The sequence below is a fragment of the Nostoc sp. UIC 10630 genome (assembly GCF_010747425.1).
In the GTDB taxonomy this organism is placed as follows: Bacteria; Cyanobacteriota; Cyanobacteriia; order Cyanobacteriales; family Nostocaceae; genus Nostoc.
Genome location: NZ_JAAGOG010000068.1, coordinates 1 through 13,452 on the forward strand (window position 1 = coordinate 1; position 13,452 = coordinate 13,452).

Consider the following 13,452-nt stretch of genomic DNA (forward strand, 5'->3'; position numbering starts at 1 on the left):
CTCATTCTTCCTGGCGGACTTCCGGTCTAATTCCTGTATTGTGTTTGTCTTCACAATACCAGGCGGACTTTGTTTGTGTAGCCGCGAATTCCATTCGCCCCGGCTATTTCTATTTCAACTGAAATTCATCAAACTTCACTACTTCCGAATCAGATTTGCGAGTGTCAAAGCGATAACTACTTATTGTCCCCGCCCCCGTATCAAAAATACTAAAAACCGTAATATTATTACTCGAAATATAAGGCATCGGCTTTCCATCTTCACCCAACAAAGGGGCAATTGTGGGCACTATTGGTTCCAAACCATTGGGATCGCCAAGCTTAACATAATCCTCTTGATATCCAATTGGCACTTCTCGCTTTCTGTCACCCCAAGCAGCGCCGTAAGTATTGCCCACATTAGATGTTTCTAAAAAGTGCATTCCACTGGAACTAACAAAGCGATTCCACAAATGAGAATGCCCATAGAATACCAATTGCACATTAGCCGCTTCTAATAAAGGCACAACATCGCGGATAATATAATCTGCATCTTTCGGGTATTCGTAACGCACGGTTTTAATATTATTACCATCCTGTTCAATTATTTGAACAGGTTCTGTATAAGCGGGAACAATATTATCACCCAGAGTATGGGGTGGATGATGGAACATCACAACTTTGTATTTTGCTTGTTTAAATTCAGGGCTGTTGAGTTCTGCTTCTAGCCAATCATACTGCTTGCTACCTTTAGCAATTGGCTCATAAATTAGCTGCCCATAACCCCAATCTTCAGGATTATCTAAATCCTTTTCAGCTTCCTGATATCTCCCTCTGCGCTTTCTATCTAAGTTGGGAGTTCGCCACATATTCGTAGCGTACAGTACCACTAAACGCACATCCCCAAAACTGACTGCATAATACCTTTTTCCACCTTCTTTACTTTTTGGTAAAGAGAAAATCTCTTCGTAGGTATTAGTATTAAAAGAATTATCTATTAAAGATTTGTCTTGATAAATTTTTTGAGCAACGACGCGGGGAATCGTATCATCAAATTCATCATTTAAACTTCCCATCCTGGCAAATCGCCCCATCACCTCATGATTACCAATGCAAGTAAACATGGGTGCGTGTTGAATTATTTGTCCACCAGTGTAGGTTGTCTTAATGTCGTTGTGCGTCATTTCATAAGTAGCACGACCTTGTAAGCCGGGAAACAACGCACCACCACTATTATCATCAAACCATTCTGAGGCGCGATCGCTAATATTAACCAAATCACCAGCAAACCACACCCCATCAACTCGTCCAACTGTTTCTACCACTTTTTGCAGATTTGCTGCTGTCATCGGCTTTAATTGATGATCTGAGGTAAGTAAAATTTTTAGTGGTGTATCTGGTTTGGGAGTAGCTGCAAGGGTAAAAACATCACTGTTAATACTCTCACCGTCTTCTCGCACACTCGTAACCCGATAGTTTAACCGCACACCAGGAGTCAACCCACCTACCTCAGCCTCATGTCGCCAAATATCGCGCTGGACTGGTTTTTGATAAACTTCGCCGTCTTTGGTTTGGTTTCCAACTCTTGATTGCTGGTCTTCACGAGTGCGACTGAGTTTAGTAGTATTTGCCTTAGAAGTTTGTTTAAGATTTTCACCATAAGTTACTGTGTGGTTAACACCAGCAAACTCAGTAAACCAAACTACTTGCACTGAGGTTTCAGTTGGCAGTTGTAAAAATGGATCGGTGAGCAGTTGGGGTGCTGATGTCATAATTGTTTGCCCAAATGAACGCACGCTTACCAGAGTAAGGCATATCACAAGCGCAAGCATAGCCACTAAGGAAATTTTACGGCTGTGTAAGCGTCTGATCATGAGCAAGCAACATCCCAAATTTTTGGCGACTGAACACAAGCTTCGTTCATTTTGATAATAAGCCGTGGAGAAATGAAGTCATTAGTACCAATGACCAATGACTATTAACTAAACGGTTTCCAACCTGCTAGCAAATTTGGGTAATCTACAGGTGTGGGGAAAATTTTCTGGAAGCCAATTTGACGTTCTTGTGGCTTTTCTTTGCCCATATTCCAGAGGGATTCATAGAAAAAGAAAGAGACTCCAGCAAAATTGCGATCGCGGACTTTTTGCACTTGTGTCTGAATCTGTTGCATCGGCACAGATCGGTTTTTTAACCCAGCCAAAATGCCCACACTCACTGGAATATGGCGCTTTGCCGCTTTCACTTCTGGATATTCTAATTCGTTAACAAAAACATTCAAATCATCACGATATATTTGCAAAACTAAGTCTTCAACGATTCCCAACCGTTCCCACTTTTGCCAGTCGGCTAAAAAGAACTCGTAAGAAAAACGTTGAGGATTGGGTGCAATGGAAACTAGGCAATCTTTTTTAGTAGCTTTGATGGTTTTGAATACCCGTTTCATAAACTCGGTGATTTTGTTAGCTCTCCAACGCACCCATTCTGGATCTTTAAAATTTTTGGAGGGAGCTTTACCACGGTGTTCTTTTTTGTAAAGTGCCACTGTGTAAGCATCGTAACCTAATTCTGATGGTAAGCCAAAATGGTCATCAAATTGAATGCCATCAATATTGTAGTTTCTGACAATTTCAACGATTAAATCTTGGATAAATTGTTGTACTTCTGGGCGAAAGGGATTTAGCCAAACACGGTTATGCGTGCCTTCTTTGACAATTCGAGTCCCATCGCTGCGGCTAGTAAGCCATTGGGGGCGATTTTTAGCTAAGAGAGAGTCGGCTGGTGCCATGAAGCCAAATTCAAACCAGGGAATCACTGTTAGCCCTTTTTGATGTCCCACATCGACAATTTCTTTGAGGATATCTCGCCCTTGTAATCCCGGTGTGGGATCGAGCGATCGCCCAATTACTTTTTGTGCAACTTTGCTGGGATACAATGTATATCCCCAATTCCAAACCGCCGGATATATGGTGTTAAAATTGAGTTCATCAAGGCGTTGCAAAGATCCCTTGAGGCGATCGCGCTCAAATAACACATCACTATCAATATTCGTTAACCACACCCCCCTTAACTCGGATGCAGGCTTTGGCGGCAGATTAATTTGAGCGTTCAATGGGAACGATAGCATCACCGTAGCTACCACACTCAAGGTAACGATAACGGCAAATAACCCCGACTTTCTGCTTTGGCGAATATTCCACCAAGAATGAAACTCAACACACCACTTGAGAAACCTTTTCATCATTTGCTAGAGATATCATCAAATTATGAACAATCAGCATGAATAGCGATCGTTTCGATTGTAAGCGTTAAAACAATCGCTATTTCCCATTGCTGAGATTTATCATTTATTGGGCGCTGGCTACGAGTTGATTCCAGGCTTTGACTGCTGCTTGTAAATTCGTTGGCAGGTTATTTTGAGAAATATCGTTGTACTGAACTGTACCCTTTTGGCTAGTAAGAGTGTAGGTGATATAATCAGCAGCACCACTGGGGGCTGGGTAACTTAAATTTTGGAATCTACTAAATTTAGAGCGTTCCAAATATCTCTGAAATTGTTGCACCTGTTGCACAGAAACGCTGCGAACACTACGTTCTGAATCATTGGCATCACCAATCCGCACCCGAATCAATCGCCCATCTTTGAGTAAGACAGTCTGGTAGGTTCTGCCAGCAAAACCACCACTGGAAATTTGCCGAAATACTATATCTCGATCTAACGGTGGTGGTAACTCGCTGGCTGGAATTTGCACAGGGGCAAGTGTACCTTCGTTAGCTTTTTGATTCAGTCTGACTGCGGAACCTGTTTGATTAGTATGATAAACCAAGGTTTGGTCAACCGCACCAACAACTACTCGCCAGCCTGATACCAAAGCTTGGGTACAGAATTCATCAGTATTAGCTAATTCTAAACAGCTATTTCTCCAAGTTTGCGATTGAGCTTGAATGATGGTTAGTTGAGAAATTGGCTGTTGCAAACGTCTGGATGCAACTTGCAAAACAGCATTTTTTACAGACGCAGGTAATTTACCTGGCAGATTGTCTGAGGGAGTATTTGCCGAAGCTAAACGTAGCGATCGCCCATTGTTATTGGTATGATAAACCCAGTTTTTTTTGCCATTAGATACCACAATCCGCCAACCAGGAACTAATGCTTGGGTGCAGATTTCATCCGATTGGGGCAGTTCCAAGCAACCATTGCGCCAAGTCTGTTGACTATAATCAATAATTTGCAGTTGGCTAGTAAAAATTCCCTGTTTGCGGGCTAAATCTCGCAGTACCGCCTTAGCTACTGGACGTGGCAAGCGATTTGATTTAATATTATCTTTGATGACTTCATTGTTTGTTTCTAACGAGAAGTTAGCAGAAGCTCCCGTCGCATCTTTGATAAGCGTTAAACTGCTAGTTACAGACAAAATTCCAGTCAAAATCAAAGCAGTGAAAATTCGTCCTTGATTGGTGTTAAGGTATTTTTTCAGCATGGTTTTCATCGTAATATAGCGATGTTACTCAATAGTTATAGAACTGGGAAATAGTATCCAACCACGTGTAGGCAATAAAATATATAATTCCAGTACTTCACCAGTTGGAATTAATTTAGTATATTTGTCCTGAAACAGATATAAATACAGACGCTGATGTACTAATTGTTTGTTCCTTATACAAATTCTGGATGAAAATTGCACTCAATCAAAACGCCATATATCCCAATACGCTTGGGTTAAGCGCTATTTGTACAAAATCGTAGGTTTTGAGACGCGATAAATCGCCGTCTCTACAAGTGTTTTGGTCTTATCTGAACTGTATTGCCCTATATCCTACGGCAATCTAGGAATAGCTCAGAAGCATTGCATTGGATAAAAAGTTTGTTGTGGATTCTCTTCCACGTCCCTATCTGGGAAAATAGCTTGTTTCGTTCCGATGTAGAGGATGAGAACGAGTAAAAGCTTATGAAGCTAGGTTTTTAGGACTTATGTGTAAACTATATCCTCGCATCACAGAAAAATGGAAGCAAGGTTTTCCATATCCCATGAGAAGTTAGGTTAAATAAAAGTAATTTTATAAATAATTGAACAGAACCGTAGTTTAGATTTTGCTCGGCTCAACCTAGCATCTACAAATATTTTGAGTAATCTCAGCCAATATTAGGCGCTAATGGCTCGTTGTTCAGATCCAACGAACTGATTGTGAGATACATCAAATCTAATAGTACTTGCTGCCCAGTCTTTGAAATCTGGTGCTAACCAGACTAGCTTGCGTAGAATTTCATCATTAACCCACAACACCAAGGGAAACCGAAACTGTTTCCGAAACTCATTTCGCATGATGTTGGTACTGATGATTAGTTGGTTAATTTCTACTACGGATTCTAAACCCCGTACCATCAAAGCTTCGGGTTGGGTAGCACCAATTACACTTGTAATAGCTGTATACAATGTGTCAGCCGCAGGTGAGAGCAAGATTTTGTGGATATCTGTTGATGAAAATTCTGTTAACAGATTCAGCACTTGCTGCTGTCTTTCAAGACTGTTACAACAAGCTAATATCAGTGAGAACTCCCCACCAGAAACCATCATCGCCCTTGCCAGCCTCTTGGTGGATGCTGTGCTGCTAACCGTGTCCTTTTCTGAATTATTTAAGCCGATCATTAAAAAATCCTGCTTTTAATTTTAAAAATATCTGAGCAATATTCAGTTATTCTACCCTATTAATTTTTATGCAAAAGTGTTAAGCGGGTAATTTATGATAAGTTTTTCTCTAAAATCTACTATAATACTACGGATTGCCTAAAAAAAGAGGATATTCTGTATTATCCCACAATTATACTTAAGGAATAATGTAAAGGTAGTATTAAAATCACGTAAGCAAAAGATAACGCAAGTAAAAGGAAGTTAGGAAAAAATTAACAATTTAATTACACTGTATTTTTATAGATTTTGGCATCTACCATTGGTTAAGTAGTTAATCCTTCTATTAAGTTAAAAAAATATTCAGTATTAGTTTAACAACAAATATTGACAACTGGGAAAAAGCTCAATTCATCCTTTTGATAGAACTGTGGCTCAAAGATTTCTCGTTATTCAGAGGATACGGAATTTTTAGCTTTATTAAGATTAGTTAAGAATACCTGAAATCTAACAATTCATGAATTCAGACAAATGTGAAAGGGATAATACAACACGCTGAGTTTATTACGCATCATCAACAACAGGCGATGTCTACGACAAGCTACGCTAACGCACACCCTTGAGATGAATAAGACTGAGAATCTTCTACCCACCAAATAAACGCCCCCAAAAACCCTTCTTCTTATTTCTATAAATCTCTAAGTTGTTACGAAAAAGAGTGCTAGTAGGGTTAAGGCGAACAGCTATTTCCAGTTCGGCGATCCCTTCTTCCAACTTCCCTTGATCGGACAGCGCAATCCCCAGGTTATTGTGAGCGATTGCATCGTTAGGGTCAATAAGCAAAGCTCTTTGGTAGGCGGCGATCGCTTTTTCCAACTTCCCTTGACCGTACAGCGCAATCCCCAGGTTATAGTGAGCGATTGCATCGTTAGGGTCAATAAGCAAAGCTCTTTGGTAGGCGGCGATCGCTTCTGACAACTTCCCTTGATCGGACAGCGCATTCCCCAGGCTATTGTGAGCGATTATAGAGTTCGGGTCAAGACGGAGGGCTGCTTTGTACTTGACGGCTGCTTCCTCGAACTTTTTAGCTTCGTGCAAACGATCCGCTTCGTTTATCAAGCTTGTAACTTGATATTGACGTTCTTCCAGTTCTTGTGTTGTCTGTTTTGGTGGTGAGGAATTCGAGTTAGCAACTGATCGCGCCGCCTCTCGAATTCCTTTAACAACCTCCAAGAATGCCTCATCTCGATCACTCCAGCCTTTTATCGGTTTGCGATTACTTGGCAGTGGGGACAATTGATTAATGGGAGGAGTTTCCCAATCCGTATAGCGTAGCAAGATTGGGATAACACGAGCCTTTTTAGTTGCATTCTGTTCTAAGGCTCTTGTAACTTCAATTGTTCAGTGATAATCAGAATTCATGAAATCAGGGCTAATTAGCAATAAAATCAGCCCAGCCTGGTTTAAATGCCGATCAATTTCGCCTTTGATTTCTTGCCCAGCGACGATTTTGCGATCGTTCCAACTTGTAATAATGTTTTCTCGACGCAAAGACGCTAAATGCTTCTCTAACTCTTGGCGTAGCGTCTCATCTTCCTGATGGTAAGAAATAAAAACTTCAATAGATTTCATGGAGGATATGGCAGGCTGGCTGGTTTAAAAGACAACTACAATAGTTTTTGCTCGATTTCCTCAAGCTGTCGCTCTAATCTATTTTGTTCTGTTTGGGTATCCTGAATTTGCACTTCTAGCTTCAGCTTTGTAGATACATCCGTTTCAATGGCGTATGCTTTACCCAGCAGTCCCAATTTTTTGCTCACGAGGTCATACTGTTCTTGCACTGAATCCCGTTCTTGCTCCCATCGCCGACGCTGGCGCTCAGTTAATACACCACTTGTTCCAGAAGGGTTGGAAGTTGCAGGTGTAGTATTTTTAGCAGGAGTTGAGGAAGAAGTGTTTGATTTCGCCATTTCTTCAACTACTCTGCGAATCCCTTGAGCGACATTTAAGAAAGCCTCATCTTGATCTTGCCAGGTTGTGACAGGTTTAGCATTTTTAGGGAGTGCTTGCAGTTTACCAAAAGGTGCGCCATTCCAATCCGCCGGCTTCAAAATAATCGGAATTACACGAGCTTCCCGTGTTTCATGTCGCTCCATTGCCCGCTTCATTTCTTTGTCATAGCAGTAATCTGAAGCCAGAAAGTTAGCACTCACTAGCAGCAGAATGATATCTGCAATATCAAGATTATCATCTATCTCATTAGCCCATTCTCTACCAGCACTGATTTCGCGATCATGCCAAGCTTCGATAACTCCCTGACGTTTCATCATGCTCAAATGAGTTGCCAACTCGTCACGCAAGGCTTCATCTTTGTGGGAGTAGGAAAAGAATACTTTAACTGTGTTAGACATATTCTTGGTTCAATATCATCACATTACTGTACATGAATATACAGTTGAACTTTTCAACGATAAAAGCCCAAACAAAGAATTTTGAATAATACCCTGTAATTAAATTCACAGAACCCCGACTTCTCAAAAAAGTCGGGGTTCTTATCTCTCACGAATTATTAAGTAGGACTGATCAAAGCAAATGATTTTGCGATCGCTATTCACCTCTCAAAGCAAACAAAGCGATCGCCAAGCTATATGTATAACTGAGATTACACGAACTAAAATCTCGAATAGTGTTGCAATGCCAATCTTGCTGCACCCACGATCCCAGCAAAATTGCCTAACTCTGCTCGTAAAATCTGTAAACCATCTCGTGATAAAGGCTGCACCCGCTTCTCAATTTCTGCCTTCACTGCTGGTAAGAAAAACTCAAAGCTGCCACTTATACCGCCACCAATGACGATCGCTTGCGGTGTGAGTACATAAATCAAACTCGTCAAGCCAATTCCTAAATTCATACCATATTCTTGCCAAAAAGTCAATGCTGCGGCTTCTCCTTGTTGAGCAAGAACACCCAATTCAATGGGTTCCTTGAGAGTGCGGCGGCGAATAGCAGTAGCAGAGGCATATTGTTCTAGAGAGCCTTGATTACCACTATTACAAATTGGCCCATCAGGATTTAATGAAATTAAACCCAATTCCCCAGCAGCTCCCTGATGTCCAACAAATAGTTTGCCATCGAGGATAATTGCGCCACCAACCCCAGTTCCTAAAGTTAGGAGAATCAGATTTTGAAATTGGCGACCGGCTCCCAGCCAAGCTTCTCCCAAAAGAGCGCAGTTGGCATCATTAGCGATCGCAGTAGGTTTGCCAGTTTTAGCTTCTAACCAGTCTGCTAAAGGGACATCGATCCATCCAGGTAAGTTAATGGCGATTTTAGCGATGCGTCCTGCTGCATCAGAGGGGCCAGGAGTCCCAACACCAATAGCAAAAGTTTCATTATTTGGATCAATTTGCGCGATCGCATCTACCAGCACCGCCAGCACGGCCTCCGGCGTTGTCGGCTGGGGAGCCGCCATAGTCAAAGATTGTAGACAAGTTCCATCGGCTGTAAACCGCCCCAGCTTAATTGCTGTTCCCCCCACATCAATGCCAATTACTTGAATTTTGTCATTTGTCATTTGTCATTTGTCATTGGTAATTGGTGAACAGCTATTCCCTATTCCCTATTATTGGGTGCGAGTAGTTTTCATCCGCGATCTGTTCGCGTAGCATCTTTACCTGGAAGAAGACGCGAAGCTTTCAACTCCGATTTCTGTAAATTCGCAAAAGTCGTGGTGCGGAAACTCGATTGCTCTTGCCAAGCTGTAACTGGCGCACCTCTTAAAATGCCAGCAAGGGCAATAGAAAGGAGAAACCCGCCAGTAGCGGCGGCAATTAATGTCAGATTATCTTTCACACAAATCTCTCCAGTTATCAATTACTAGTTATTAATGATTAACCCGTTGACTGATAAGTGTCCACTGTTTACTAATTATTTTCGGATTCTATTTTCTCTCCGTAATCGGGGATTGACAAATTCGTTTAACCCTTCACCAAGTAGTGATAACCCTACCACCATGAATGTCATGGTTAAACCAGGGAAAAGTGTAGTCCACCAAATGCCAGTAGGTAGAGCTTCTAGGGCTTGTTTTAAATCATGTCCCCATTCTGGCACTTCTTCGGGAAGTCCTAGCCCCAAAAAGCCCAAACCGCCCAACACCAAAATTGCATCAGCAGCGTTGAGTGTAAAGAGGACGGGTACGCTTTGAATGACGTTGAAAAATAGATAACGAGAAAGCACAACCCAAGTGGAAGCACCCATTGCTTGAGCAGCTTCGATGAAAACTTCAGTTTTCACGCTAACAGTGTGGTTGCGAACAACGCGATAATATTGGGGGATGTAGGCAATGCTAATAGCGATCGCTGCATTTAATATCCCACGCCCCACCACAAAGGCTAGTGTCACAGACAGCAGTAGCCCCGGTAAAGTGTAGATGCTATCCATCAAAAACAGCAACACTTTATCCAATTTACCGCCGAGATAACCACTCAGCATCCCCAGAGGTACACCGATAATCATACTCAGCGCTGTTGCTAAAATCACCACCTGCAAAGCAGCTTGAGCGCCGAACAATGTCCGGGAGAAGACATCATAACCCAGGCGACTAGTGCCAAACCAATGTTTAGCTGAGGGTGCCTCGTGAATTGGATTAGAGAGAAAATCTTTCGGGTTTTGCAGCCATCCCCAAGCCTGGAATAGGGGAGCGAAAAATGCCAGGAAGATGAAAAATAGGGTGATGGCTAACCCAACGAGCATGAGTTTTTGGGAAAGATTGGAACTTTTGCCAAACTGTAAAAATGTCGGTAGTCGCCGTTTTGTAATGGCCATAAAGCGATCGCCTGGATCAAAGCTTGATACGCTGACCATTTTACATATTAGGGAGTGGGTATTGGGAACTGGGGACTGGGTATTTGGTAAAAATGTCCCATAAAATTGAGGGACTTTAGCTTGGGATGATATGCAAGATAGAGGCTTTGAGTCTTTAGACTTCTACCAAGATAGCCTCAAGCTGCTAAAAGCGGCTTATCGACTAGCAGATAGTTTGCCTAATTGTGAGCGTTACAATTTAAGCGATCAATTACGAAGAGCAGTTTGCAGTGTTTTACTGAACATAGCTGAGGGCTATGGACGCTATCACTACTTAGATAGACTGCGTTTTATGTACATTGCTCGGGGTTCATTGACTGAAACCAAAAGCGCTTTCATTATTGCCGAGAGCTTGGGCTACTGCAATACAGAACAATTAAACTGGGTTAGTCAGCTTAAAGACCGGATTGAAAAAGGTCTTAACGGTTACTGTCGTTTTATTCGTTCTCAACAGCAGGGTAAGGAAGAGTACGGTACTCGACTGAGTGATTAGTGATTAGTGATTGGGGATTGGGGATTGGGTATTGGGTATTAGCAGTTAAAAGAATTATTTCCTAGTCGCTAGTCCCCAGTCCCTAGTCCCCAGTCCCCAGTCCCTAAAGATTACTCTCAATTAACTGGCGATATTCAGTTTTTTGTTTCACGCCTTTAACTTCCTTCACCAGTTCCTTGTTTTTGAACAATTGAACCGTTGGAGTTCCTGTTACACCAGCATTTTCAGCAATATCTCGGTCTTTGTCGATGTCAATTTCTACAAAGTGAATTTTGCTGTCAAATTCATCCACCACTTTATTTAAAATTGGCTTCAGGGTATGACAAGGGCCGCAACCAGGTGAGACGTACTTAACTAGGAGTAAGCGATCGCTTTCATGGAACAATTTCCGTAGAGCATAACCTCCCTCATGGCGCGTTTCATTCAAATTAAATCCAGCTTCTTCCTCGGCTTCAGTCTTTTTAGCTGGCTGATTTTCTAATTCATTGTCTGCTATTTCTGGCTGTTGATGGAATTCTTGAATCAAGTCACTGGATGACAACCAGCGTTCTGCTAACATCGCCGCCATACAGCCAGTACCCGCAGCTGTAATCGCTTGGCGAAACTCATGATCTTGCACGTCGCCGGCTGCAAAAACGCCTTCTACGCTAGTTTCTACAGAACCGGGTTTAGTGACAACGTAACCTACCTCATCCAATTCTAGTTGCCCCTTAAATAAAGAGGTATTAGGACTATGACCAACGGCGTAGAATAAACCCTTAGCGTGCAGTTGGCTTTCTTCACCAGTTTTAGTATTGCGGATTTTCACCCCTTCCATGTGACCATTACCGAAGATATCCACGGCTTCTGTGTTCCAATGCACCTGGATTTTTGGGTTGTTCAAAACGCGGTCTTGCATGGCTTTAGAAGCCCGCATTTTATCGGTGCGTACTAACATATTTACCTTAGAACCATATTTGGTGAGGTAAATAGACTCTTCCGCCGCCGAGTCGCCAGCACCAATTACAGCCAATTCTGCACCGTGAAAAATTGGTGTTGCACCATCGCAAATTGCACAAGCGGAAATACCTCGACTCCAGAATTCATGTTCACTGGGTAAACCCAAACGTTTTGCTGTCGCACCCGTAGCAATGACGATGCTATTGGTTTTAATTTCCCTTTCTTGCGATCGCACTGTAAATGGACGCTGACTCAAGTCAACTGATATAACATCTTCAGTATATAGTTCCGCTCCCCAGCGCTCCGCCTGCGCCTTCATCTGATCCATCAGTTCCGGCCCGGTAATCCCTTTGGGAAACCCTGGAAAGTTCTCGACTTCCGTTGTTGTCATTAATTGCCCACCAGGTAAACCCCCGGCTTGGAAACCTTCAAAGACAACGGGTTTCAGGTTAGCACGTCCGGCATAAATAGCAGATGTGTACCCTGCTGGCCCAGAACCGATAATTACTAAATTTTCTACTGTGGGGTTAGTCATGACCATATATAAACTCATAACGACTACGCTTAATATAGCATAACAAATTGTGATTGGCTATGCCAGATGGTAAGCAATCGCAAAATGCCTACAGTACTCATCCTTTTAACCGCTAGGGCTGTTGTTGGAGGTATTTCTTGATAGTTTCAACATTTAGTTCTAGTAATTCTGCTATTTCTTGAATGCTCATAACTTTTTCAATGCCAGGGGGTTAGTGATGTTTGCGTCATTTGGTATACAAGAATTCTGGATTGTGTAACCGAATCTCCCCAAACTTTTTTTCAGAAGGTGATAGGAAAGCGATCGCAGTTGGGTAAGTTATATCTAGAACACACAAGCACTTCCTACCCCAGGGAAAACACTTATGAAAACCGAACTAAAAGCAAAATTTCTTCAACACATCCTTGACAAAAAGAAGGGAGAAGAGGGTTTTACACTCATTGAATTACTAGTAGTAATTATTATCATCGGTATTTTGTCTGCGATCGCACTACCTTCTTTCTTGAACCAAGCTAACAAAGCCAAGCAGTCAGAAGCTAAAACTTATACAGGTTCTATGAACCGCGCGCAGCAAGCTTTTTACTTGGAACAAAATCAATTTGCAGCCCAAGCTGACTTTGGTAAATTAGGTCTTGGGATAGCAACACAAACCACGAATTACATATATAAAATTACTGGCGGTGGTAGTACTACCCCTAGCCTAGTAACCAACCAAGCAAAAACAGTAATTGATACTGCACCTCTCAAAAGTTATGTTGGTGGTGTAAGTGTAGCAACACAAGCTGCTACCAGCGAAGCTACTACCATAGCTATTTTGTGTGAAGCAGACAAAGCAAGAGTTAACTCGGGTGCAGATGTAGCAGATGCTACTGCTGGCGTAAGCGGACCTAGTTGCCCCGCCAACTTTACTCCTTTGAGATAAGTAGAAACATGATTTACTACGTGAGAATATAGTTCGATTAAGCCACTTCATCGCAAAACTAATTCTTTATGTAGTTTTCATTTAACTAAATTATGTAT

13 protein-coding genes are annotated in these 13,452 nt (G+C 42.1%); 2 read left to right on the forward strand and 11 right to left on the reverse strand.

What is annotated here, in order from left to right; translation table 11 throughout:
• Window positions 1-109 precede the first annotated feature (109 nt).
• The 10 genes from G1O98_RS17265 to G1O98_RS17310 all read right to left on the reverse strand — a co-directional run bounded on the left by G1O98_RS17265 (window position 110) and on the right by G1O98_RS17310 (window position 10,426).
• The gene (locus tag G1O98_RS17265; RefSeq protein WP_243458464.1) at window positions 110-1,750 is read right to left on the reverse strand and encodes a metallophosphoesterase family protein; all 1,641 of its coding nucleotides are present in this window, start codon (window positions 1,748-1,750) and stop codon (window positions 110-112) included.
• A gap of 206 nt (window positions 1,751-1,956) precedes the next feature.
• Window positions 1,957-3,216, reverse strand: a complete 1,260-nt coding sequence (locus G1O98_RS17270) for a glycoside hydrolase family 10 protein (RefSeq protein ID WP_163929993.1) — start codon at window positions 3,214-3,216, stop codon at window positions 1,957-1,959.
• A gap of 106 nt (window positions 3,217-3,322) precedes the next feature.
• A complete protein-coding gene (locus G1O98_RS17275; protein WP_163929947.1) occupies window positions 3,323-4,465 on the reverse strand; it encodes a hypothetical protein in 1,143 nt (380 codons plus the stop codon).
• Between the two features lie 654 nt (window positions 4,466-5,119).
• Window positions 5,120-5,623, reverse strand: a complete 504-nt coding sequence (locus G1O98_RS17280) for a hypothetical protein (RefSeq protein ID WP_167306202.1) — start codon at window positions 5,621-5,623, stop codon at window positions 5,120-5,122.
• A 624-nt stretch (window positions 5,624-6,247) separates the two neighbouring features.
• Window positions 6,248-6,940 carry a tetratricopeptide repeat protein gene (locus G1O98_RS17285; protein WP_202985801.1) on the reverse strand — a complete coding sequence of 231 codons (693 nt, stop codon included), beginning with the start codon at window positions 6,938-6,940 and terminating at the stop codon, window positions 6,248-6,250.
• 63 nt (window positions 6,941-7,003) lie between these two features.
• Window positions 7,004-7,234: a toll/interleukin-1 receptor domain-containing protein gene (locus G1O98_RS17290; RefSeq protein WP_163929949.1), complete on the reverse strand. Its 231-nt coding sequence runs from the start codon at window positions 7,232-7,234 to the stop codon at window positions 7,004-7,006.
• Between the two features lie 35 nt (window positions 7,235-7,269).
• Window positions 7,270-8,013, reverse strand: a complete 744-nt coding sequence (locus tag G1O98_RS17295) for a toll/interleukin-1 receptor domain-containing protein (RefSeq protein WP_163929951.1) — start codon at window positions 8,011-8,013, stop codon at window positions 7,270-7,272.
• Between the two features lie 260 nt (window positions 8,014-8,273).
• Window positions 8,274-9,176, reverse strand: coding sequence for an ROK family protein (locus G1O98_RS17300; RefSeq protein WP_163929953.1), 903 nt, complete (start codon window positions 9,174-9,176; stop codon window positions 8,274-8,276).
• Window positions 9,177-9,244: 68 nt separating this feature from the next.
• Window positions 9,245-9,454 carry a hypothetical protein gene (locus G1O98_RS17305; RefSeq protein ID WP_163929955.1) on the reverse strand — a complete coding sequence of 70 codons (210 nt, stop codon included), beginning with the start codon at window positions 9,452-9,454 and terminating at the stop codon, window positions 9,245-9,247.
• Between the two features lie 75 nt (window positions 9,455-9,529).
• Window positions 9,530-10,426, reverse strand: coding sequence for an ABC transporter permease (locus tag G1O98_RS17310; RefSeq protein ID WP_163929998.1), 897 nt, complete (start codon window positions 10,424-10,426; stop codon window positions 9,530-9,532).
• Window positions 10,427-10,556: 130 nt separating this feature from the next.
• Between G1O98_RS17310 and G1O98_RS17315 the strand changes: the two genes are divergently transcribed.
• Window positions 10,557-10,958 (forward strand): four helix bundle protein, encoded by a 402-nt coding sequence (locus G1O98_RS17315; RefSeq protein WP_163929957.1) that lies wholly within the window; start codon window positions 10,557-10,559, stop codon window positions 10,956-10,958.
• A gap of 103 nt (window positions 10,959-11,061) precedes the next feature.
• On the opposite strand, the gene trxB is transcribed toward G1O98_RS17315, so the two are convergent.
• Window positions 11,062-12,450 (reverse strand): thioredoxin-disulfide reductase, encoded by a 1,389-nt coding sequence (gene trxB / locus G1O98_RS17320; RefSeq protein WP_163929959.1) that lies wholly within the window; start codon window positions 12,448-12,450, stop codon window positions 11,062-11,064.
• Window positions 12,451-12,796: 346 nt separating this feature from the next.
• Here trxB and G1O98_RS17325 point away from each other — a divergent pair, with 346 nt between their 5' ends.
• Complete coding sequence (locus G1O98_RS17325) at window positions 12,797-13,354, forward strand: type IV pilin-like G/H family protein (protein WP_163929961.1); 558 nt, start codon at window positions 12,797-12,799, stop codon at window positions 13,352-13,354.
• Window positions 13,355-13,452: the final 98 nt, after the last annotated feature.

What these genes read in the sequence shown, in the direction of transcription:
- G1O98_RS17265 (WP_243458464.1), bottom strand. Translation starts at nt 1,750, where the DNA reads ATGACATCAGCACCCCAACTGCTCACCGATCCATTTTTACAACTGCCA.
- G1O98_RS17270 (WP_163929993.1), bottom strand. Translation starts at nt 3,216, where the DNA reads ATGAAAAGGTTTCTCAAGTGGTGTGTTGAGTTTCATTCTTGGTGGAAT.
- G1O98_RS17275 (WP_163929947.1), bottom strand. Translation starts at nt 4,465, where the DNA reads ATGAAAACCATGCTGAAAAAATACCTTAACACCAATCAAGGACGAATT.
- G1O98_RS17280 (WP_167306202.1), bottom strand. Translation starts at nt 5,623, where the DNA reads ATGATCGGCTTAAATAATTCAGAAAAGGACACGGTTAGCAGCACAGCA.
- G1O98_RS17290 (WP_163929949.1), bottom strand. Translation starts at nt 7,234, where the DNA reads ATGAAATCTATTGAAGTTTTTATTTCTTACCATCAGGAAGATGAGACG.
- G1O98_RS17295 (WP_163929951.1), bottom strand. Translation starts at nt 8,013, where the DNA reads ATGTCTAACACAGTTAAAGTATTCTTTTCCTACTCCCACAAAGATGAA.
- G1O98_RS17300 (WP_163929953.1), bottom strand. Translation starts at nt 9,176, where the DNA reads ATGACAAATGACAAAATTCAAGTAATTGGCATTGATGTGGGGGGAACA.
- G1O98_RS17310 (WP_163929998.1), bottom strand. Translation starts at nt 10,426, where the DNA reads ATGGCCATTACAAAACGGCGACTACCGACATTTTTACAGTTTGGCAAA.
- G1O98_RS17315 (WP_163929957.1), top strand. Translation starts at nt 10,557, where the DNA reads ATGCAAGATAGAGGCTTTGAGTCTTTAGACTTCTACCAAGATAGCCTC.
- trxB (WP_163929959.1), bottom strand. Translation starts at nt 12,450, where the DNA reads ATGAGTTTATATATGGTCATGACTAACCCCACAGTAGAAAATTTAGTA.
- G1O98_RS17325 (WP_163929961.1), top strand. Translation starts at nt 12,797, where the DNA reads ATGAAAACCGAACTAAAAGCAAAATTTCTTCAACACATCCTTGACAAA.